General features: G+C 51.8%; 20 protein-coding genes. 5 read left to right on the top strand and 15 right to left on the bottom strand.

The genetic code is table 11. The annotated features are described in order from the left end of the window. Window positions 1-3 precede the first annotated feature (3 nt). From B9Z32_RS08630 to B9Z32_RS14130, 8 genes are all read right to left on the bottom strand, one after another. The gene (locus B9Z32_RS08630; RefSeq protein WP_108420813.1) at window positions 4-1,098 is read right to left on the bottom strand and encodes a GTP-binding protein; all 1,095 of its coding nucleotides are present in this window, start codon (window positions 1,096-1,098) and stop codon (window positions 4-6) included. Next, entirely contained in the window at window positions 1,091-2,344 is a 1,254-nt protein-coding gene (locus B9Z32_RS08625) for an LVIVD repeat-containing protein (RefSeq protein ID WP_199219962.1), read from the bottom strand. The genes B9Z32_RS08630 and B9Z32_RS08625 overlap by 8 nt, the downstream gene beginning before the upstream one ends. Before the next feature lie 47 nt (window positions 2,345-2,391). Next, window positions 2,392-3,369 (bottom strand): tripartite tricarboxylate transporter substrate binding protein, encoded by a 978-nt coding sequence (locus B9Z32_RS08620; RefSeq protein ID WP_158268193.1) that lies wholly within the window; start codon window positions 3,367-3,369, stop codon window positions 2,392-2,394. A 218-nt stretch (window positions 3,370-3,587) separates the two neighbouring features. Further along, the gene (locus B9Z32_RS08615) at window positions 3,588-4,571 is read right to left on the bottom strand and encodes a tripartite tricarboxylate transporter substrate binding protein (protein ID WP_158268192.1); all 984 of its coding nucleotides are present in this window, start codon (window positions 4,569-4,571) and stop codon (window positions 3,588-3,590) included. Between the two features lie 86 nt (window positions 4,572-4,657). Further along, complete coding sequence (locus tag B9Z32_RS08610; RefSeq protein ID WP_108420810.1) at window positions 4,658-5,503, bottom strand: fumarylacetoacetate hydrolase family protein; 846 nt, start codon at window positions 5,501-5,503, stop codon at window positions 4,658-4,660. A gap of 55 nt (window positions 5,504-5,558) precedes the next feature. Next, on the bottom strand, window positions 5,559-7,079 hold the full coding sequence (locus B9Z32_RS08605; protein ID WP_108421101.1) for a bifunctional 3-(3-hydroxy-phenyl)propionate/3-hydroxycinnamic acid hydroxylase: 1,521 nt from the start codon (window positions 7,077-7,079) through the stop codon (window positions 5,559-5,561). An 11-nt stretch (window positions 7,080-7,090) separates the two neighbouring features. Continuing rightward, window positions 7,091-7,990, bottom strand: a complete 900-nt coding sequence (locus tag B9Z32_RS08600; RefSeq protein WP_108420809.1) for a VOC family protein — start codon at window positions 7,988-7,990, stop codon at window positions 7,091-7,093. Between the two features lie 10 nt (window positions 7,991-8,000). Further along, window positions 8,001-8,141, bottom strand: a complete 141-nt coding sequence (locus B9Z32_RS14130; protein ID WP_158268191.1) for a hypothetical protein — start codon at window positions 8,139-8,141, stop codon at window positions 8,001-8,003. Window positions 8,142-8,259: 118 nt separating this feature from the next. Here B9Z32_RS14130 and B9Z32_RS08595 point away from each other — a divergent pair, with 118 nt between their 5' ends. Then, the gene (locus tag B9Z32_RS08595) at window positions 8,260-9,165 is read left to right on the top strand and encodes a LysR family transcriptional regulator (RefSeq protein WP_108420808.1); all 906 of its coding nucleotides are present in this window, start codon (window positions 8,260-8,262) and stop codon (window positions 9,163-9,165) included. 60 nt (window positions 9,166-9,225) lie between these two features. Here the strand turns inward: B9Z32_RS08595 and B9Z32_RS08590 are convergent, their stop codons facing one another. Next, window positions 9,226-10,413 (bottom strand): DUF418 domain-containing protein, encoded by a 1,188-nt coding sequence (locus B9Z32_RS08590; protein ID WP_108420807.1) that lies wholly within the window; start codon window positions 10,411-10,413, stop codon window positions 9,226-9,228. An 86-nt stretch (window positions 10,414-10,499) separates the two neighbouring features. On the opposite strand from B9Z32_RS08590, the gene B9Z32_RS08585 reads away from it, so the two are divergent. Further along, window positions 10,500-11,120: a TetR/AcrR family transcriptional regulator gene (locus B9Z32_RS08585; protein WP_108421100.1), complete on the top strand. Its 621-nt coding sequence runs from the start codon at window positions 10,500-10,502 to the stop codon at window positions 11,118-11,120. A 36-nt stretch (window positions 11,121-11,156) separates the two neighbouring features. Further along, window positions 11,157-11,390, top strand: a complete 234-nt coding sequence (locus tag B9Z32_RS08580; RefSeq protein WP_108420806.1) for a transporter suffix domain-containing protein — start codon at window positions 11,157-11,159, stop codon at window positions 11,388-11,390. Window positions 11,391-11,605: 215 nt separating this feature from the next. Here the strand turns inward: B9Z32_RS08580 and B9Z32_RS08575 are convergent, their stop codons facing one another. From B9Z32_RS08575 to B9Z32_RS08565, 3 genes are all read right to left on the bottom strand, one after another. Next, window positions 11,606-12,112: a copper uptake system-associated protein gene (locus B9Z32_RS08575; protein ID WP_108420805.1), complete on the bottom strand. Its 507-nt coding sequence runs from the start codon at window positions 12,110-12,112 to the stop codon at window positions 11,606-11,608. Between the two features lie 16 nt (window positions 12,113-12,128). Continuing rightward, the gene (locus B9Z32_RS08570; protein WP_108420804.1) at window positions 12,129-14,120 is read right to left on the bottom strand and encodes a TonB-dependent receptor; all 1,992 of its coding nucleotides are present in this window, start codon (window positions 14,118-14,120) and stop codon (window positions 12,129-12,131) included. A 256-nt stretch (window positions 14,121-14,376) separates the two neighbouring features. Further along, window positions 14,377-14,769, bottom strand: coding sequence for a DUF2946 family protein (locus B9Z32_RS08565; RefSeq protein WP_233248145.1), 393 nt, complete (start codon window positions 14,767-14,769; stop codon window positions 14,377-14,379). A gap of 221 nt (window positions 14,770-14,990) precedes the next feature. Between B9Z32_RS08565 and B9Z32_RS08560 the strand changes: the two genes are divergently transcribed. Further along, window positions 14,991-15,278: a hypothetical protein gene (locus B9Z32_RS08560; RefSeq protein WP_108420802.1), complete on the top strand. Its 288-nt coding sequence runs from the start codon at window positions 14,991-14,993 to the stop codon at window positions 15,276-15,278. A gap of 243 nt (window positions 15,279-15,521) precedes the next feature. Here B9Z32_RS08560 and B9Z32_RS08555 read toward each other — a convergent pair whose 3' ends face one another. From B9Z32_RS08555 to B9Z32_RS08545, 3 genes are all read right to left on the bottom strand, one after another. Further along, window positions 15,522-16,340 (bottom strand): DJ-1/PfpI family protein, encoded by an 819-nt coding sequence (locus B9Z32_RS08555; RefSeq protein ID WP_108420801.1) that lies wholly within the window; start codon window positions 16,338-16,340, stop codon window positions 15,522-15,524. Next, window positions 16,340-18,439: a TonB-dependent receptor gene (locus B9Z32_RS08550; protein WP_108420800.1), complete on the bottom strand. Its 2,100-nt coding sequence runs from the start codon at window positions 18,437-18,439 to the stop codon at window positions 16,340-16,342. Before B9Z32_RS08550 ends, B9Z32_RS08555 begins: the two co-directional genes overlap by 1 nt. A 198-nt stretch (window positions 18,440-18,637) precedes the next feature. After that, a complete protein-coding gene (locus tag B9Z32_RS08545; RefSeq protein WP_233248143.1) occupies window positions 18,638-19,030 on the bottom strand; it encodes a DUF2946 family protein in 393 nt (130 codons plus the stop codon). Window positions 19,031-19,251: 221 nt separating this feature from the next. Here B9Z32_RS08545 and B9Z32_RS08540 point away from each other — a divergent pair, with 221 nt between their 5' ends. After that, entirely contained in the window at window positions 19,252-19,539 is a 288-nt protein-coding gene (locus tag B9Z32_RS08540; RefSeq protein ID WP_108420798.1) for a hypothetical protein, read from the top strand. Window positions 19,540-19,548 lie beyond the last annotated feature (9 nt).

The raw sequence follows: 19,548 nt of genomic DNA, 5'->3' as shown, positions 1-19,548 counted from the left end.
AAATTAATCAGGGGTACTGCTTCCAATGCCACCCACCGCCTCAAACAGCGCCCGCAATCGATCGGCTTCCATATTGCGGGTGATGAAAACAATGCGGCTTGTCTGATCCTCACTGGGCCAGCGATCTAGGGTAACTGGTGGATGGAATACATGCCCCACGCCCTGCACCACCACCGGGCTGCCATCGACATTGACAATGCCCTTAACGCGCAGCATGTCCTGACCCCGCAAGGAAATTAGCAACTCCACGGCCGCAGAGAAAGCGGCCCAAGTAAAAGGCTGATCGAAACGCAATGACAGCGTGCGCACCGAAGGGTGATGCCGACCTGGCAGCCGGGCACCCAAGTAGCCGGGCTCCTTGGCAACGCCGTCTTCACCATTGGCAGGTGCATTGTCTTGAAGCTCACCCAAAAATCGCAGCGTGTCGGCACTCGCCCTATTGCTTTGTAGGCCTAAGCCCTTGAGCTCACGCGGGTGCACCTCGCCCATGGGGCAGCTTTGAATATCGGCACGCGGGTTGATGCTGGCAATGTCCTGAGCCAGCGACGACAGCGCCTGAGGCTCAGCCAAGTCGGACTTGGTGATGAACACGCGATCGGCTAGCGCCACCTGCTGTTGAAACTCTGGCTGGCGAGCCATCTGGTCTGGTGCGTTGATGGCGTCGACCAGCGTAACCACGCCGTCGAGGCGATAGTGCGCGCCCAACATGGTGTCGCTCGACAGTGTCTGAATTACGGGGCCCGGGTCGGCTAGGCCCGTGGTCTCGATAATGACTCGGTCAAAATCAGGAATGAGTCCAGCGCGACGCTCGCCAAAGAGCTCGCGCAAGGTGTCTTGCAAATCGGTGCGCACACTGCAACACAGGCAGCCGTTGGCCAGCAAGCTCACGTTCTCGGTAGACATCTTGACCAGGTCGTTGTCTATCCCAATCTCGCCCACCTCATTGATCACCACGGCCACCCGATCCATATCGGGGTGCCGTATGAGTTTACTCACCAGGGTGGTCTTGCCTGCGCCCAGAAAGCCGGTGATCAGGGTGACCGGAATCTTGCTGGCGAGCACATCACGTGCGCCCGCCGTTGCAAAGCCGTCAGACATTCATTTCGAGGATGTAAAGACCACCCGAGAATCGGTCGACGGTGTAAACCAATTTCCGATCGTCTACATAAACGTCGTTGAGCTGCACTGCACCTTGGGGCGAGAGCGCAGGCGCAGCCGGCACGTAATACGCCACTTCCTGCACCTGGTAGGGGTTGGAGGTGTCATACACCCGCACGCCCGCATTGAAGAACGTGCCAATGAACAATGTTTCCGAACGGAAGGAGCAAGAGACGGGCAGATTCTCGTGCAGGTTGTGTGCGCCGAAGCGGCCACCTCGCTTGGCAAAGGTGTCGTAGGGCGGTGCAGGGAAAGTGCCGATAGGCAGTGGGTTGCTGTCTAGGCGCGAGTCGACCACCCACACCAATTTGGGCCAGTCTTTGCCGTCGTCTTGCACGCACTCATCCGAGACGATCCACAAATTGCGTTCGAACAATGGCAGCAGCGTGTGAGTGAAACCATTGAATGGTGGCGAATGGTTCCAGTGCGACACCATCTTGATGTCTGATGGGTTGCTGATGTCCAGAACAATGGCGCCGCCATCGATGTAACCGAGATAGGCACGGTCTGGCCTTTCAGGAAACACGTTGGTGTTGTGCGCACGGAAGCCTGTATCAAACTGAGCCGGCAAGCGTGGGGGCGGTGGCGCGCTGTCGCCTTCGCGGGTGCCCGGATACCACCAACGGCCCTTCTCGAAGGGTTTGGTGGGATCGGAAATATCGATGATGCGGTAGATCTGATCGTCTTTGGGATTGCGCGGCTGAAAGTCGTGCGCACCAGCAGCCATGTGCACCGTTTTGCCATCGACAAACCAGACCGCATGAACACCGCGAGAGTAAGGACCAGAGCAATCAAAGTGAGACAACAACTTGGGCGTCTCAGGCTTGCTGATGTCATAGATATTGATGCCAGCGGGTTTGTCACCCAGCTCCTTGACCTGATTGGCCACCACCATGATGTTGCCCACCACGTCTAGGGAGTTGGATCGCATCTTCATGTGCGGCAACTCAGTCTGGACAATGACCTTGGGATTTTTGGGGTCTGTGACATCAACACCGGTGAAGTTCTTGGGAGCCGATTCATGCGCCAGCCAAAGAATTCGGCGACCGTCGTCGGCCATCTGCATGGCAACGCCCTCGCCCATGCCACCGAAGCCCTGCAGCTCGTTGTGCGAGATCAGCTTCATGTTGAGCGACATGGGCTGGTCGGCCCGGGGCCGCAAGGAAGAGAGTTCGGTTTTGTTCATGAATGTTCCTGGAAAATTGAGCAGTAGAAGGGGTTGCCCCCGTGGTTTTAATCGGCAGTGATGCCCTTGCTTTTCACAAGCTTGCCAAACTTGTCGTACTCGGCACGGACAAACTCGGCAAAGGCAGCTGGCGCGTTGCCACCAGCCGTGGCGCCTTCTTTGGCAAAGCGTTCCTGCACGTCGGGCAAGCGAAGCACCTTGGCAGTTTCGCGGTGGAGCTTGTCGACAACGGCCGCTGGTGTACTAGACGGCACAAACAAGCCAAACCACGAAGTGATTTCAAAATCCTTAAGGCCAGACTCGGCCAGTGTGGGGAGCTCGGGGGCTACGGCCGAACGGGCCGCCGATGTGACGGCCAGCGCTTTGATTCGGCCCGAACGCACTTGCGGCATCACAGCTACCGCTGGGCCAAACATAACCTGAACCTCTCCAGCCAGTAAGGCATTGGTGGCAGGGCCTGCACCGCGGTATGGCACATGGCGAATTTTGGCGCCGGTGGCCATTTCAAACATTTCGCCAGCCAAGTGAGTGGGTGCGCCATTACCCGAAGAACCGTAGTTCAAAGTGTCGGGCTTTGAACGCCCCAGGTTGATTAAGTCTTGCACGCTGTTAACTGGCACGCTGGGGTGCACCACCAGCACGTTGGGAATCTCGGCTACCAGCGTGATCGGTGTCAGATCTTTTCGGGTGTCGTAATTGAGTTTGGCATACATGTGCGGCGCCACCACCACGCTGGTTGATTGACCAATCAAAACCGTGTAGCCATCGCCAGCAGACTTGGCGACCAAATCGGCTGCAATGGTGCCAGAGGCACCCGAGCGGTTTTCAATGACCACTGACTGCCCTAGGGCTTCGGCAAGTTTGGGGCCTACGAGACGGGCAAAGAAATCGGCCGCACCCCCTGGTGCTGCAGGCACGACCAAACGTATAGCTTTGTTCGGATAGTTGGCCTGCGCATGAACAGAGCCCATGGCAGCCAGAAGGGAGAGGGTCGCTAGAAATTTAATGCTGTTCCTGCGGCTCATTGCTTGTCTCCTTGTGAATCTATGTCTTCCAAAGATCATATCATTGCGAAATACAAAACCCGAGTGATGACAGGGTCAGACCAACGCAGTGTGCGCAATGTCAATGCGCCCTTCAGAAAGTCCAGAGCACTTATGAACTGTCAACTTGAAAATAGGGTCTTTACCCAAACGCGTCCTAGAGGGCTTTTGGGTTATCAAACCCTGAGCCCCCATCAAACTCATTCTGGCTTGATGCCAATGGCCTTCACAATACCCGCCCAGCGAGTCCTTTCAGCACGCATGAATCCGTCAAACTCAGCCACACTCATTTTGGCTTCAGGGATCGATCCCAGTGCCAACAATCGCTGCGTCACTTCGGGCTGCCTGAGTACCGCCTCCAGTTCACGGTTAAGGTTTTCCAAAATGGCCGCAGGTGTTCCTGCAGGTGCAAACAGACCGTTCCAACCGGTGTATTCAAAACCAGCAAAGGTTTCGGACAAGGTAGGCACATTGGGCAAGTTGACCGTGCGCTGAGCTGAGCTAACCGCCAAGGCCTTGATCTGACCAGAGCGAATGTAACTTAGGAGTGCTGCCTCAGGTAAACAAATAAAGTTCACACGGCCACCGATCAAATCCTGAATAGCCTCGGGTGCCTTGTTGTAGGGTACATGGGTGTATTTGAAGCCCGCCATGGCGGCGAAAGAATCGGCCAGCATGCCCGAAAAGGTTTTGGGACCTTCCGTGGCAATGGCCTCTTTTTCAGGTTGAGCTTTGGCAAGTGCAATGGCATCGGCCAAGTTGTTGCCTTTGAAAGCTGGACCAGCAGCGATGACAAACGGACTGCGACCAATCAAACGAACAGGGGCAAAGTCTTTCTCTGGATCGTAAGGCAAGGCCTTGAAAGTAAAGACGTTGGTGACCATGGCGGCAGTGGTGGCGTAATAAAAGGTATAGCCGTCGGCCGGAGATCGCATGGCCGCTTGCGCACCAATGACGTTTTGTCCACCAGGTCGGTTTTCCACCACGATGGGCTGACCCAAGCGTCGGCTCAGATTGTCGGCAACAAAACGCGCCAAGATATCTGGTCCTGCTCCTGGAGGCTGCGACAAGATCCACTTGATAGGCCGAGCAGGCCAGGCTTGCGCCAAAGCCACTCCCTGCGTACCAGCGGTCAATGCGGCAGCTGCCGACAACAAAGCTTTATTGAATGATCTTCTTTGCATGTTTGTCTCCTGTTTCATTAAAAAATATGACACCCGTCTAAAACTCTTGCTTTTGAAGGCCCCCGTTCAGAAGAACGGGCTTACCTTCAAATTTTTTCTTTTTCAACTCGATTACTCAGAACCCCAATTTTGGACACTTCGATCTCGACCAGATCGCCCTCTTTCATCCAAACTGGTGGCTTGCGACGTGCACCCACACCACCGGGTGTGCCACTGACAATCACATCGCCAGGTGCCAATGTGGTGAAAGTGGAAACGTATTCGATCAAGCGAGGGATTGGAAAAATCAACATGGCCGTGGTGGCATGCTGCATCACTTGACCGTTCAAACGGGTGGTCAAATTCAACTCCTCACCATCAGCAATTTCGCCTCGCGTGACCAAGACAGGTCCAAAGGCGCCAGTGCCAACAAAGTTTTTTCCGGGTGTGAACTGCGTGGTGTGACGTTGCCAGTCTCGCACCGAGCCATCGTTGTAAGCGCTGTAACCTGCCACATGCTCCCAAGCCTGATCGCGCGCAATTCGTCTGCCGCCTTTACCGATCACCACAGCAATTTCACCCTCGTAGTCAAAGTGATCTGATTCAGGCGGCATGAGCAAGGGTTGCAGGTGGCCTGTTTGTGAATCTGCCACACGCAAAAATACGGTGGGATTTTCTGTCTTATCGCGCTCGGTTTCAACACGATGCTCTTCGTAGTTGTGACCAATGCAAATGATCTTACCGGGGTCGGTAATGACGGGTAAGTATTGGATTTGCGCTAGCGTGCAAGTGTCGGGTTGACCTAGGACTGAAGCACCTAGTTTTTCCAAAACCCCAGCGACCAGGGCGCTTCGTAAAGTTGGATATTGGGCACTGTGCAAAGAGACAACGCCGGTATCGGTAGCCAAGCCCCAAGAGGCTTGATTTTGAAAAGAATAGCTGAGAAATTTCATGGTGGTTTTATGGGTATAGAAGTGAAGTCAATAAGGTCAATCAATCAATAGAAACTCATGGCTTTAACACCATTAGTGCGGCCTGAAGGTCTTGCGCGTTATTGAAAGCGCCGTACACATAGTGGTCTGGTCGCACCAACGCCGCTTGGCAGCCCATGCGCTCAAACCATGAGGCCAACACACCGGAAGACTCTTGAAAACCGGGCGCATTCAGTCTTTGCACTTTCAGGCTCAGACTAGGCTGCGCAGCAGCTGCTGCTTGTTCCCAACTGGTATCGACATCAGATTGGAGCAGCAAGCGCCAGCCACAACCGAGCAAATCGTCCATGCGAACTGGGCTGGCAGCTTGTTCTATCCAGGCTTGTGGAAACAAAGTGCCCACCGCCAAATGCTTGGCTGAGTCCAAACAGCCTCCGACAAGCGCAGGCTGAACGTTTTGCCGCGGTGTGGGCTTTACCTGACCGCCGCATTCAGCAAGCAATCTGGCGTCGCGCTCCCTGGCTTTTTGCAAGTCACGCTGCCCCACCAATTGGCCAATGCCCTTGATGCGTGAAGTCAACTCAGTGACGTGGCCTTTGCGTTCAGTGCAATAGCTGTCGAGCAATGCATCGCTTGCGCGCTCGTGAAGTACATGGGCAAGTTTCCAGCAAAGGTTGGCCGCATCTCGAATACCTTGGCACATGCCTTGACCTAAAAAAGGCGGCTGCTGGTGCGCGGCATCGCCTGCAATAAAAACTCTCTTGTGCCGCCATTCTTTGGCCACGAGTGCGTGAAATTGATAGCTAGCCTGCCGCCACAAAGTGGCCTCATCAGGCTGCAGCCAGCGCGACAAAAGCTTCCAGGTGGCTTCAGGTGTTGCCATCTGTTTCGGATCCTCATTGGGATTAATGGCGATTTCCCAGCGGCGATGATTTTTGGGTCCGATGACATAAGTGCAGGGTCTTTGCGGTTCGCAATATTGCATGCTGACCTTGGGCAGTTTGGCCATGCCTTTCTCGTTCACCTTGACATCGACCACCAGCCAAGGTTCGTCAAAGCCTAGATCTTCCAGTTCAATGCCCACCTGTTTTCGGACAAAACTAGAAGCTCCGTCGCATGCAATCAAGAAGCGCGCTGTCACTTGGCTGCTATGACCTTGTGCATTGGTGACGGTGATTGAGACCGCATCATCGCTTGTCTGCAAAGCAGTCACTTGATGACCCAGCTTGACTTGCACAGAGGGCATGCCACTGACACGTTGGCGCAACACCGCTTCTAGTGCGGGCTGCGTAAAAACCAGGGACGGAGAGAAACCCAGCGGGTATGGCGGCGCCACAGTCGACATGCATTTGATGAGCTGCCCATCAACACCATAAAACTCAGAGTTGGTGAAGGGCTCCATGAAAGGCTCTATGGCTTCAGCAATACCCAGTTGCTGAAACACACGCATGATTTCGTGATCGAGTGCAATAGCGCGTGGCTTGTCATACACCTCGGTCTGTTCATCGCAGACAAAGGTGCGGATGCCTTGCAAACCCAGTAGCCCCGCTGCCACAGCGCCAGTGGGGCCAAATCCAACGACGGCAACATCAAACACTGGTGTCTCCTTCAACGGACAAACACAACAGCACGCTGCGCCTCTTTCAAGCGTGCACTTGGGGGTGGCGAAATACCCCACTGATCGAACCGACCAGGCGGCCAAGTCCAGTCGCTCGGCTGGCCCGTCTGGTAACTGTCATCAATTTGCTCGACCTCGGCGGTGTACTCAATGACGACATCAAAGGGGCCGATGAAATAGTTGAAGGCATTGTCGCCCGGGCCATGTCTGCCTGGGCCCCATTCGATGGGAAAGCCTGCTTCTTGCATGCGTCCACCACCGCGCATGACGGCGTCGATATCTGGCATCAAGAAGGCAATGTGATTCAGGGCGTTGTTGTCGGTATCACCCAGCGCCACGCTGTGATGGTCGTTGTTGCAACGCATAAAAGCCATGATGCGGGTGCGGTCGGACATAGAGAAATCCAAAGCCGTCTCCATGAATTTGCGAGTGTCTTCAACATGGCTGCTGTTGAGCACTACATGAGCCAAGCGCATAGGCATGTCGGGTGCATCGATGGCTTCGAGTTGTTCGTCGTCGTACACCAAACGAAACACACGGCCATCAGGGTCAGCCAAAGTGACTGAATGCCCCCCACCGGGTTCATTCAAAGGCGCAGTCGGTGACAACACATGGCCTCCTGCAGCCGCCGTCCTTTGTGCAGCCAGTGCCAGCGCATCCAAACTGCGCGCTCTTAGCGTGATGTGCAGAATCTGCGCAGCACCCGGCGCATGGTGCAATGCCAGCAGATGGTGGTCGGAACCTGCGCCGCGAAAGTACAAAGCCTTTTCTGTTCGGGCGACCACCAGCAAATGCCAGGTGCGAGTGAAAAATTCTTCAGCCAAAGTAAGGTCTGGAACAGTGAGCGCAACACTGCGCAGCGCAGAAACCAATGAGGAAGCATGGGTCATAAATCGTTATTCAAGAAAGTGAGGGCAAGCCCAAAAATCTCAGACCATTGGTCTTAACCAGTTGCTGCAAAGTGGCAGGGCCTACCAGGCGTTCCGAAGATTCGGCCACCATCTGTGCAATCTGTTCATTGAGGTAGCGCGCCAACTTCATGTCAATTGAGGACCTTCATTAGGAGTCTCCAAAGATTGGAATTAGATCCGAGCTGCCCAGTTTAGAGATCTACAATTAATTCATCCAGACAATTATTTGAATAGGTAGAATTCAGCCGATGAATATTGCAGCCGTCGATTTAAACCTACTTGTGGCCTTTCACGCCATGTTGGAACACCGCAATGTGACCCGCGCTGGCGAAGCCATTGGCCTGAGTCAACCCGCCATGAGTTCGGCCTTGCGTCGTTTGCGGCTCTTGCTAGATGACCCTTTGTTCATTCGTGCCGGATTAGAAATGAAACCAACACCCCACGCCTTGCAGTTAAGCGCGGCTGTGAGGCAGGTTGTTCAAATGGTGCAAAGCGAAATTTTGCAGCCCGCTCAGTTTGAAGCGCGCTCGTCAAATCGAACTTTCACGGTACTGATGCCTGACATTGGCGAAGCTAACTTTTTGCCTCGCATCTTGGCCATGTTGACTCACGAAGCACCTCAATTGAAACTGTGCACCTTGGCTATGCCAAGGCATGCTGCCGCCGATAGTTTGGAATCTGGTACAGCCGACCTGGCCATGGGCTACTTTCCAGATTTGCAGAAGGCGGGCTTTTTTCAGCAGCGCTTGATGCGTTCTTCACATGTGAGTTTGGTCAGAATAAAACATCCTGTGATTGGCGAGCGAATGAGCTTAGACGAATTCATGGCAGCCTCGCATGTGGTCGTCAAGCCGCATGGCCGTGAGCATGTTTTTGAAAAACACCTTTTGCAACAAGGCATCACTAGACGCGTGGTTCTGGAGATATCCAATTTTTTGAGCTTATTGCCCATCATTGAATCGACAGACTTGATTGCAACCGTACCCCAAGACCTGGCCGACTTTTGTGTACAACACGGGCAAGTACGCGCTGTGCCTACGCCAGTTAAAGCGCCAGTGATCGATGTTCAGCTTCATTGGCACCAGCGCCTGCAAAAAGATCCAGGCCATGCTTGGCTGCGCAGCTCTATTCACCGGCTTTTTTCTAAAACTTAAGAATCAATGCGACAAACGTGATTTTTAAGAGCTCTTTTTGTGATGCCTAGATACCAGCCATCAACCCGCGCTAAATCGCCGTAGCAAGCTTTCCAAAGGTCCTGACGCCCAGCGAGATTGCGTTGCTTTTGCAAGCAAATCGAGTGCAATCCAAGTACCCAGAGCCAGCGCCGATACCGCTCCCGCATTGAGCTTGCCGAACAGGCCCAAACCATAGGCGCAGAAAACCAACGACAGCATGAGCGACTCTCCAATATAGCAACTCAGGCTCATCCTACCCGCCGGCCTGAAGATGGCTAGACCCCGCACGCCACCTGCATGCATTGTGGCGAGTACCGATACATAACCCCAGCTGAGTAGCGGCGCTCCAGCGAATCCGAGTGCTATCCCTGCCGTTTCGCGCAGCCCCCAAGAGCCGACCTGTGCGCCAGGACCTACAACGAGCCACGCCGACAGGAATCCGAGACACAGTCCGGTGCTTAGACCCCAGCGCAGACCAGACTGCCAAAGTGGCCTGTGAAGTTCGGGTCGAGCAAAAAGGTTGCGTCTGCCAGCCACTAGGCCGAGTGCAAACGCCGCCAGTACGCCCAAGCCGTTGAGAAAAAAGATCGATGATGATGCCAAGGTCCAGAAAGAAATCCGCGCAGCACTTGCCTCGAAAAAACTGCCCTCTCGCATCGCTTGATTAAACGATTGACTGGCAACAATCCACTCCTCATCAGAAAAAGATCCGGCGGGCTCTGCCATAACTGACATCACTGCCAACGGGAGAGCAGTCAGTAGAAGTACCCAAACAATCCCAGCAAGAACTACTACGCGCATAACCACCCGATCACTCAGACGGCGCATCCAAATTAGAGTGACTCCCAAAACTGCATATAAAAACAAGATGTCACCCACAAAAAGAAGTGCTGCATGCGCAATACCCAATACACCGAGGCCCAGCAGTCGACGCCGGAAACGGCGTACAGAAGTTGCACCTTCCTCTTTGACAATAAAGTGCATGCTGTATCCGAACAAGAAAGCGAACAGCAAATAGAACTTCGCCTGTGCCAACGCTATGACGGCAAATGCTGCTGCGCGGTCATACCAGGCGAGTACCGAGTCTGCAGTGAAACCGTCGGCCGAAATACCGAGGAATGGGGCATTGACAAAGATGATGCCAAGCAGAGCGAAGCCGCGCAGTTCGTCAGCGAACTCCTGACGCGGCATCGGGGCGATAGGCAAGGAGGATGAAGGGGTGACCATGTCAGACTTCAATCAAGTTAAGACCTGCCAGATTTTAATATAATGCGACGAATTACTCCATCCATAATTCTTTGCTGAGGAAAAGCATGGCCAGAACACGGGACGAGGCGTTGCATGCGACGCGCAGACAGGACATCCTCGCAGCTGCTGCCCGCGTCTTCAAAGCCAAGGGCTTTCACCTTGCGCGAACTGAAGACATCTGTGCGGAAGCGGGCCTCAGCGCGGGCACCCTCTTCCGTCACTTTCCCGACAAGCGATCGATGATCGCAGCCATCGCCGATGATGAGTTCGAGCGCCTGCGATCGGAAATCGCGCAACTCTCGACAAAAGAGGGCATTCTCTGGCTGACGCAAATTACAGCGGAAGAACTCGAACAACTCATTGAGCCCAAAGGGTTCGAGCTCGGCACCGACAGTTGGTTGGAACTGGCTCGCGACGGCGAGGGCCGAAAAAGGCTGCTAGCGGTAGACCAAACATTGCGACAAATGATCTCGCGTCAACTCGAGCAGGGAATGGCTGAGGGTTGGATTCGTGAGTCGGTTGACAGCGATGGCACTGCAGCCATTTTGCTGGCGCTGTTTAGCGGTCTTCAACTGGGAAGCGAGGTAGGTTTGGCAGTGAACACGAAGGCCACCGCCTGCGCGATAGCCGATCTGTTTGGTGGCTTGCTTGTTTCCAGAAGCAGCTCAACGAATAGTGAGCCATGAACACTTGTTAATTACAAAACCCGACTAGAAAGAACAATGAAAAAAGTAATTGGCTACTTCCTTTTTGTATTGTCATTCATGTCTTGGGCAGCCATTGCAAGTCTGCCTTTTTTGAATTTATCCATTGAGAAGAGCGCTGCTATCACGACCGCTCTGATTGTTGGTGGCGAGATCGCTTTTGTACTAAGCATCGCATTACTCGGTAAAGAGTTTTTAGGAAAAATCAAAACTTTTTTAAACAGGTTCAATTTTTTTCGAAAAGAAAAATAGAGTTCCTGATTCAACAGCACCCTGGTAGGAACACCCCATTGAAGGGTGACTTTGTAAAAGATCAGGGGAAGCTTTGAAAGAAGTTACTGGCGGGCTAGAAGATACCAGATCGCAAACCGCCTAAATCCCCCAAGGGCAAGCCGATCAAGCTCTTGGGGTCCGGTTCATCATTCTAAATGTTGAGACATCTTCTTTTACCGAAAGTTTTCACTGTGTCATTTCGAATGCGCATTAGAACCATGGCTCGCATGTGGATCATGCTTCCCGCCATCAACCTTCACCATTCCTTCGAATAGCGCAAATTTTTTAACTTGCTCAGTTGGTATGTTTTTTTCTGCAGTCGATATTTTGGCTGCCAAGCGCTTTGCTGAAGCGCTTGACATACCAGTCATGGTAAGTGTATTGGCCTGTGTCAACCCATCTCCTCCACACACTTGGATTGACCACTTATTTTTCTCTCTTTTTAACAAAGCGCGACCACCCCGTTGATCCTGAATCCAGCCTGCAACGGCATAGTCACCTTCAATTGAAATTGGTGAAACCTTCAACGGTGCATCAGGCTTTTCAAACAATGCCTTCATCACATGCTCAATGGATTGAGCATCCGTCATAGCATGAGTTGCCGAGTGATTCGCAGATTTAACTTCTTGTGCAAACAATTGCACACAAGGAAGTGTAAACATTAGAACCAGCAACACAGTTGAGAGTGAATTCTTTTTCATAAGGGTCGACTTTCAATTAGAAGCTTGCTATTACGCCAACTCGGAAATTACGACCGGGCATAGGGTAGCCCGCGTTGTATTGATAGTTGGCATCAAAAAGATTATTGACTGCTGCATATATCTCACCTTTTTTGCCAAGGCTAGCCATCGGGTAAGCAATTCGTGCATTTGCAACAGTCAATGACGCAACTTCATTGGGTGAGAAAGTGCCGCGATCCTGAGTCAAAGAATACATGCTGGTTTGATGTTGCGCGTCGAAGGCTACGCGGTACCCGCTAACCGTGCCTGTCACGCCAGTAGAGACGGCTGTCTTAGGGGCGTATGGGAGGTTACTCAACGATGAGTCGAGCACCGTTACACCGCCAAACATCATCCATTGGCTGTTAATTTCATGCTTGACAGACAACTCGGCACCATTGACCTTGTAGGAAGGGAAGTTATTTGACCAAGTCCCGGAGGCAGGATTTGCAATCGCACCACCATAAAAACCTGTCCAAACATAACGTTTGCTGATTTCATCTTGGAAAACGCTGAAGTCAATATGCGTTTTGGCGCTGACATCCCACTTCAGACCAATTTCAGTGTGCTTATCTTCCGATGGTGACAAACGGTCCCATCCGTTATTTGCAGCAAACGCCATTGGGATGGCACGGGTCAGGGTGTAGGTCTCCGCACCTGGATACAGCAAAGCTTCTGAATAATTGGCATAAATAACCACTGCCTCGGAAATCAAAGAAACACCAGCATTGGGCGCTGCTTTTGATTCATAAAAGTTGCTGTTATAAAACCGCATACCCACTGATGGTTGCATGACCCATCCATTGGCCAAGTCAATTTTGTGATTAACGCCAGCAAATGTTGAGACAACTTTGAATGAAGGCACATCAGCTGAACCAGCTGTACCAAACGCAAACGGTGTGCCTACGGCAGAACCAACGTGAGGGCCGCTAATGGCTCCAGAAACAATTTCCTGATCAACACCAGCAACCACTTGACCGCCTTGCCACGGAGAGAACTCCTCCTTCCAACGGAAACCGGTCATCCTGTAAGAGCTGTTGAAGGTTCCCCAGTTGGCATCGTTGGTCAAATTGTTATGTCCTTGGTTGTCGTAGACCTTGAACTCTCCTTTCCAGTCACCGTGCTGATGCGACACGAACGCAGTCAACATATTTGTCGTCGAATCGTTTTTGCCAATACCATTAGAAAAACTGTAGGGCCCAATCGCTGCATTGGATACGGCAAATCGGTTGTCACCGGGATCACCAACTTTGTTATCGACCGATAGAAAGCTTGCGCCCACGCTCCATGAGCTATCGATCTTTTTGCTGATCCGCCCCATGGCATTACGCAAAGTGCCATCAGAGTTTGGCCTTGCGCCATTGGAGTCAACACTACCAAAGGCAAGAGAAAAATCAACATCATCTTTGCGACCAAGCAAATTGGCCTGTATCACTTTGGTTGAAAAAGAACCGACCGAAGCATTCACATCGCCTTGCACGCCGTCCTGTTTCGCTCGCTTCGTGTGAAGGTTGATAGACGCAAAATTATTGCCACTAGAAAGGTTCTGCGGTCCTTTGTAGATTTCTACGGAGCCGATGCCGCTCAATGGCAATAAATCCATCAACGGGTGGTTCCATATACCCATGTAGACTGGAACACCATCTAAATAGGTTTTGATCTCACTGCCTGGACGACTTGCACCAATGCCGCGAATGTAGACATTACCGCCTTGATCACCGCTGTACGAGCCAACTTCGTTGTAGCGAGAAATCTGCACTCCAGGCGTCATTCGCAAAGCTGCAGCCAGATCCAAAGCACCCAAGTCTTTGATCTGGGCATCGGTAACTTTTGTCGAAAAACCTGAAAAACCATCTATGTTATTGGACTCAATAATTGGGCTTGCGGTAACGATGACTGCGGGAAGCGTCTGCATTGAAACTTGCGCAAAGGCACTGACACTTAACATCAACGTGACAGCTGCAATGGGGGTTAAGTTAAATTTTTTCATTTGATTCTTTCTTAATTAATTTAATATCCAAATGACCTCAGGGGCACTGACCCCAGAAAAGCCTTGTACGTAGCCGATGGCCCAGCAGGCCCATAGCAAAGCTGTAGCTGCAGCCAAAACGATGCCGCGCATTGCTCCGCGAGGAGAGAAATAATTAATCACAGATTTTTCCTTCAAAGATCGCAGGCGAGTTCCTGCAAGAAGCAGGTCGCCAACCAAAAAGGGGCAGCACCTATGTGCTATGCCCGCTTGGAGATCAAAGAGAGGAGTTCGGAGGTCCGCGCGAAGGAAGCGGCGGCGCAGTGACAGACGCAATGTGGGCCGCTGCAATTGGGTGCAGGGCATGCGCCAAGGGGGAGAATTTTTCGAATTGAACGGTCAACGGTGGGGGCGGAGCCGTTACTGAAGCACACAGTGGGCAATCCATGCTAGCCGAGGCTTTGAGCTCCCCGTCATCCCCAGTTATGTCCACCATTTTCATGCCGCCGCTCGCCGTACAGACCATTTGCAAGCTATCAGGCTTGATGACTGTGGCGGCGATGGCAGAACCCAAAAACAGCGCAAACCACACCAACACCAGTTTGGCGATGAGTTTTGAGTTGCGCAGGGTATGCATCGCCCGATTATGACAAAAGTCAACGTGGTCCAAGTCAAAATCGCGAAATTGTTAGGTGCGACTGCTTTTGACAGGCCCACAACACACCGTTTTTAATGGTCGAAATAAAACCTCGCGGGGCATGCACCACCCCCTGCTGAGAAAAAAACCCAGCCAACCGGTATGAACCTATATGAAACCACTGCATATAGGCATCAAGGAGCAAGCCCATGGCTACTAGCTACACCTCGTCTTCGAACCCACGGACTGAAAAAATGGGTGACGTGCTGGACGCCTTGTCCAGCGGCATCGCCAAAACCGCAGCCAACGAACCCAAGTTCGAACCCCAACACCTGGCTCCAGAGGTCCCGGCCGAACCTGCCCGCCAAATCCTGACCGAAATAATGCTCGCCGATCGTTGGGTGTGTTCAGTCGCACGCCTTCAGCGCTGGCGCACCGTCGGCGAAGGGCCGCAGTACTTGAAAATCGTGGGGAAAGTTTTGTACCGGCTCAAAGACATTGAGGCCTATGAAGAAGCCTGTCTGGTCCAGAAGGTGTTCTAGGAGCGCACCCAAGGAGGCCCCGAACGGGTTGTAAATTGTTCGAACGACTTGGAACCAGTTCGAAATAGTCTTGGCGGGGCAGAACATACCTCATCATAAACCGCCTAAGTTTTTGATGGGCAAGCAAATCAAGCACTTGGTGTCCAGTTCATCTTTCTAAATGTTGAGACAGCCGCTTTTTACGTGAATTTCCAGACCCCCCTTTTTTGGTGACGTCGGGGATTCGAACTGCTCCGTCCCGCACTAAGGAACCATAGCGCGAATTTTCTTTCGATAGCCGACAAACATGCGCTCCATCAAATTTCGAACTTCAAGCTTTGCGGTCTCCAGTCTTCCCGACTGATACTTGGGCTTCGGGTCGTACTCCGCAAGGAGCTGAATGGACTCCGCAAAGAAATCTCCCTTCAATCGACCAATGATCTCCAGCCCGAGATCCAGACCTGCTGACACCCCAGCACCTGTCACCAAGTTACCATCCCAGACAACACGCTCATTTACGGGAATCGCACCAAACACCTCTAACTCTTGACGAGAGATCCAATGGCCTGTTGCTCGCTTGCCCTTCAGCAAGCCCGCCTTACCCAAGATGACCGAACCCGTGCAGACCGAAGCAACCAATTTGGCCCTAGACGCGCGGTCTTGAATGAATGCCATCGTCGACATATCATTCATGACATCAAAGATGGCCGACCCTGCACCTGGCACAAAGAAGATGTCGAGATCCTTTGGAATATCGTCATAGGTTGCATTGGGCATGATCGCCATCTGGGTATCGCTCATCACTGGTTCAAGTGTTTTGGAAACCAAATAAATCTGAGCACCCATCAAATTGCCGAACATATACTGGGGACCTACAAAATCCAGAGCCGTGAAGCCCGGATAAAGCAACATGGCAATTTTTTCGTTGCCCCGCCAGTCTGCAGGAATGCCAGACATGTCATGTGTTGAGCTTGAGGATGCAGGGGTAGATTGCATCGACTGTGACTCATGGGCCTTCGCTCCGCTCGCCCTAAACAGGGTGAGCAGAACCGCCGCACTTAAAAAATTACGGCGTTGCTTCATCAAAAGTCCATTCTCAATTTAACGCCCACAGTGCGAGGCAATCCAACTTGTCCTCTTGGCTGTGAAGCTCCATAGTTGTAATAACCTGCATTCAAGAAATACTCTTTGTTCGCGACGTTATCGACAAACGCAGTCAAGGAATAGTCTTTTTCCTTGTAAGTGGCGCGGAGGTTGCCCACCAGATGTCCGTCAACTTTGGTTGTTGCACCGGCGGTTGTATACGCAGAGTAAAAGGAATCTGTGGCAACAACTGTTGCAGCGTAAGTCATACGACCTGTTTTGTACTCTGAACCCACATGCAGATTCCAGTCGGGTCTGTTGCCAAGTGGCTTACCTTCGAGAGCTGGAAATTCTGAATACTTATCAAAGCGAGCATGTGTGTAGCCAAGGCCGCCGAAAACACTGATTGACTTAGTCACAGCTTGCTTGGCTTCAATTTCAAAGCCAGGAATTTCGACTTTGGCAACATTAGCCAAATAACCAGAGCCAGGGTTAGCACCGTATTTTGTTTCTTGATAGTCATTAATTTTTGTCAAGAAAACAGCCGCTGAAAGGTACTGTGACTCTGTGGCATGACGGTAGCCCGCCTCATAGGTCATAGACTTTTCTTTGTGTACAGTTCTTGGGTTCGGCCCCTCTGAGTAATAATTCACAGCGGCCGGTCTCCAACCGGTAGCTACGTGAGCGTACAGGTCTGCGCCATTTGACATGATGTTACTCAGTCCAAGTTTCCAAGTCACTTGATTTGACTGAATCGTAGTCGGCTGAACTATGCCATCCCAAAAGTATGGTGCCTGGGGCGCTGACCGGAAGTCGGACGGCCCATTTTGGCCATACCGCTCTGCTTTTTCGTAACGAACTCCACCAATCATCGACAGCCCATCTTTGTTCATAGGCATACGTGCATTCGCAAACACACTGTTGTTTGTGCCGTTCGATTTAATCAAGTCATAAACGCCTGTGAATCCACCGAAGCTTGAAGTGCTTGCAACATTGTTCACATCGTACTTTTGCTTCATCCAAGAATAACCAAATGTCACGTCTGCATCGTTCGAAGACGTTGGCAATAATCTTACTCGCGTCTCAAAGTACTGATTCGTAATTTTGTCGTCACTCGAAGAAGCATACAAACCTCCTGTACTAGTAGGTGTGTAGTTGAAGTCCACCAGGGACTTACTTTTACTCTCACGATTTGCCGCAACCACGGTGTATTCCACCCCTGAAGTGCGTTTTTTCAAACGCAAAGATTGCGCATCTGTATCCAGGTTTTGGTAGCCTTCAATATTGTTTGCAATTTCAAAATTACCTGTACTCACTCCAGAATAAGTGTTGTAAGTCGCTCGGTTTACTGGTAGGTAGTCTGAGCCCCCGTTATTTCGTTGGCTATGGTGTAAGACAGTTAGCAAAGCTTCTGTGTCAGCGTCTGGCCTCAACACGCCTTGCAGGCGAACTGCATTTTGTTGACGATCACTTCTTTTACCGAGGGTCACGTTTTTGATAAACGATTCACCGCGCTCATCCAGCACAGACACACCGACACTCAAAACATCATTCACAGCACCAGACAAGGAAGCAGTGGCGCGGGTATTTCTAGGTGAGTAAACATCTAAAGAAACACTGCGCTTAGTTTCTTTACCTGGCAAGACAGAGCGAATATCAATCACACCCGCTTGAGCAAAGCCGCCATAAAGTGTGCCTTGAGAACCTTTGAGCACTTCAACTTGCTTAACATCGAACAAAGGTTGTGCATAAGTCATAAAGTCGTGATACGGGACATCGTCGACATATACGGATGCAGATGGATCCATTGATCCTGGTGTGTTACCAACACCGCGAATGGACAAGAAACCTCTTGAGCCAGCGCCATAGCCACTGTCTAACTTTAAGTTAGGTGTGTACTTTGCTAAATCTTCAACTGACCTAACTCGATAGTTTTCAACTTGATCCTTATTGAAGACCGTTACAGAGTTAGGTGTGCCAAGCAATGGTTGATCGGCTTTTGTCGCTGTCACGATGACAGGCTCCAACATCGTTGTTTCTTGGGCAGAAACATGCGAACCTGTCAATGCAGCCAATACCGCTAACGATAGCGGCGTCATTGCAAAACTAATTTTTTAAATTGAATTGACTTTATTTTTCATTTTTCTCTTGAAATGTGTAGAAATTAAAAAAGTCCAAAATTTATTTTCTTAGGGGATGCTTATCGCTATCCCACTTTCGAACGAGGACGACGCAAGGCACCAGCGATTGAACTGGCTGAGTCATGCACCAAGGTCAGAGACTGACCGCTTGGAGAGTTACAGAAGGGAAGTCGGAGGTCCGCGCGAAGGAAGCGGCGGCGCAGTGACAGACGCAATGTGGGCCGCTGCAATTGGGTGCAGGGCATGCGCCAAGGGGGAGAATTTTTCGAATTGAACGGTCAACGGTGGGGGCGGAGCCGTTACTGAAGCACACAGTGGGCAATCCATGCTAGCCGAGGCTTTGAGCTCCCCGTCATCCCCAGTTATGTCCACCATTTTCATGCCGCCGCTCGCCGTACAGACCATTTGCAAGCTATCAGGCTTGATGACTGTGGCGGCGATGGCAGAACCCAAAAACAGCGCAAACCACACCAACACCAGTTTGGCGATGAGTTTTGAGTTGCGCAGGGTATGCATCGCCCGATTATGACAAAAGTCAACGTGGTCCAAGTCAAAATCGCGAAATTGTTAGGTGCGACTGCTTTTGACAGGCCCACAACACACCGTTTTTAATGGTCGAAATAAAACCTCGCGGGGCATGCACCACCCCCTGCTGAGAAAAAAACCCAGCCAACCGGTATGAACCTATATGAAACCACTGCATATAGGCATCAAGGAGCAAGCCCATGGCTACTAGCTACACCTCGTCTTCGAACCCACGGACTGAAAAAATGGGTGACGTGCTGGACGCCTTGTCCAGCGGCATCGCCAAAACCGCAGCCAACGAACCCAAGTTCGAACCCCAACACCTGGCTCCAGAGGTCCCGGCCAAACCTACCCGCCAGCTCCTGACAGAAACAATACTTGCCGATCGTTGGGTGTGTTCAGTCGCACGCCTTCAGCGCTGGCGCACCGTCGGCGAAGGGCCGCAGTACTTGAAAATCGTGGGGAAAGTTTTGTACCGGCTCAAAGACATTGAGGCCTATGAAGAAGCCTGTCTGGTCCAGAAGGTGTTCTAGGAGCGCACC

The sequence above is a fragment of the Limnohabitans sp. MMS-10A-178 genome (assembly GCF_003063375.1).
Taxonomy (GTDB): Bacteria; Pseudomonadota; Gammaproteobacteria; order Burkholderiales; family Burkholderiaceae_C; genus Limnohabitans_A.
This window is presented reverse-complemented; position numbering and strand designations above follow the sequence as displayed.

Bases quoted from the DNA above. Each gene is read 5' to 3' on its own strand.
- B9Z32_RS08595 (WP_108420808.1), top strand. From the start codon at position 8,260: ATGAATATTGCAGCCGTCGATTTAAACCTACTTGTGGCCTTTCACGCC.
- B9Z32_RS08570 (WP_108420804.1), bottom strand. From the start codon at position 14,120: ATGAAAAAATTTAACTTAACCCCCATTGCAGCTGTCACGTTGATGTTA.
- B9Z32_RS08615 (WP_158268192.1), bottom strand. From the start codon at position 4,571: ATGCAAAGAAGATCATTCAATAAAGCTTTGTTGTCGGCAGCTGCCGCA.
- B9Z32_RS08540 (WP_108420798.1), top strand. From the start codon at position 19,252: ATGGGTGACGTGCTGGACGCCTTGTCCAGCGGCATCGCCAAAACCGCA.
- B9Z32_RS08610 (WP_108420810.1), bottom strand. From the start codon at position 5,503: ATGAAATTTCTCAGCTATTCTTTTCAAAATCAAGCCTCTTGGGGCTTG.
- B9Z32_RS08555 (WP_108420801.1), bottom strand. From the start codon at position 16,340: ATGAAGCAACGCCGTAATTTTTTAAGTGCGGCGGTTCTGCTCACCCTG.
- B9Z32_RS08620 (WP_158268193.1), bottom strand. From the start codon at position 3,369: ATGAGCCGCAGGAACAGCATTAAATTTCTAGCGACCCTCTCCCTTCTG.
- B9Z32_RS08575 (WP_108420805.1), bottom strand. From the start codon at position 12,112: ATGAAAAAGAATTCACTCTCAACTGTGTTGCTGGTTCTAATGTTTACA.
- B9Z32_RS08625 (WP_199219962.1), bottom strand. From the start codon at position 2,344: ATGAACAAAACCGAACTCTCTTCCTTGCGGCCCCGGGCCGACCAGCCC.
- B9Z32_RS08580 (WP_108420806.1), top strand. From the start codon at position 11,157: ATGAAAAAAGTAATTGGCTACTTCCTTTTTGTATTGTCATTCATGTCT.
- B9Z32_RS08600 (WP_108420809.1), bottom strand. From the start codon at position 7,990: ATGACCCATGCTTCCTCATTGGTTTCTGCGCTGCGCAGTGTTGCGCTC.
- B9Z32_RS08550 (WP_108420800.1), bottom strand. From the start codon at position 18,439: ATGACGCCGCTATCGTTAGCGGTATTGGCTGCATTGACAGGTTCGCAT.
- B9Z32_RS08585 (WP_108421100.1), top strand. From the start codon at position 10,500: ATGGCCAGAACACGGGACGAGGCGTTGCATGCGACGCGCAGACAGGAC.
- B9Z32_RS08630 (WP_108420813.1), bottom strand. From the start codon at position 1,098: ATGTCTGACGGCTTTGCAACGGCGGGCGCACGTGATGTGCTCGCCAGC.
- B9Z32_RS14130 (WP_158268191.1), bottom strand. From the start codon at position 8,141: ATGAAGTTGGCGCGCTACCTCAATGAACAGATTGCACAGATGGTGGCC.
- B9Z32_RS08560 (WP_108420802.1), top strand. From the start codon at position 14,991: ATGGGTGACGTGCTGGACGCCTTGTCCAGCGGCATCGCCAAAACCGCA.
- B9Z32_RS08590 (WP_108420807.1), bottom strand. From the start codon at position 10,413: ATGGTCACCCCTTCATCCTCCTTGCCTATCGCCCCGATGCCGCGTCAG.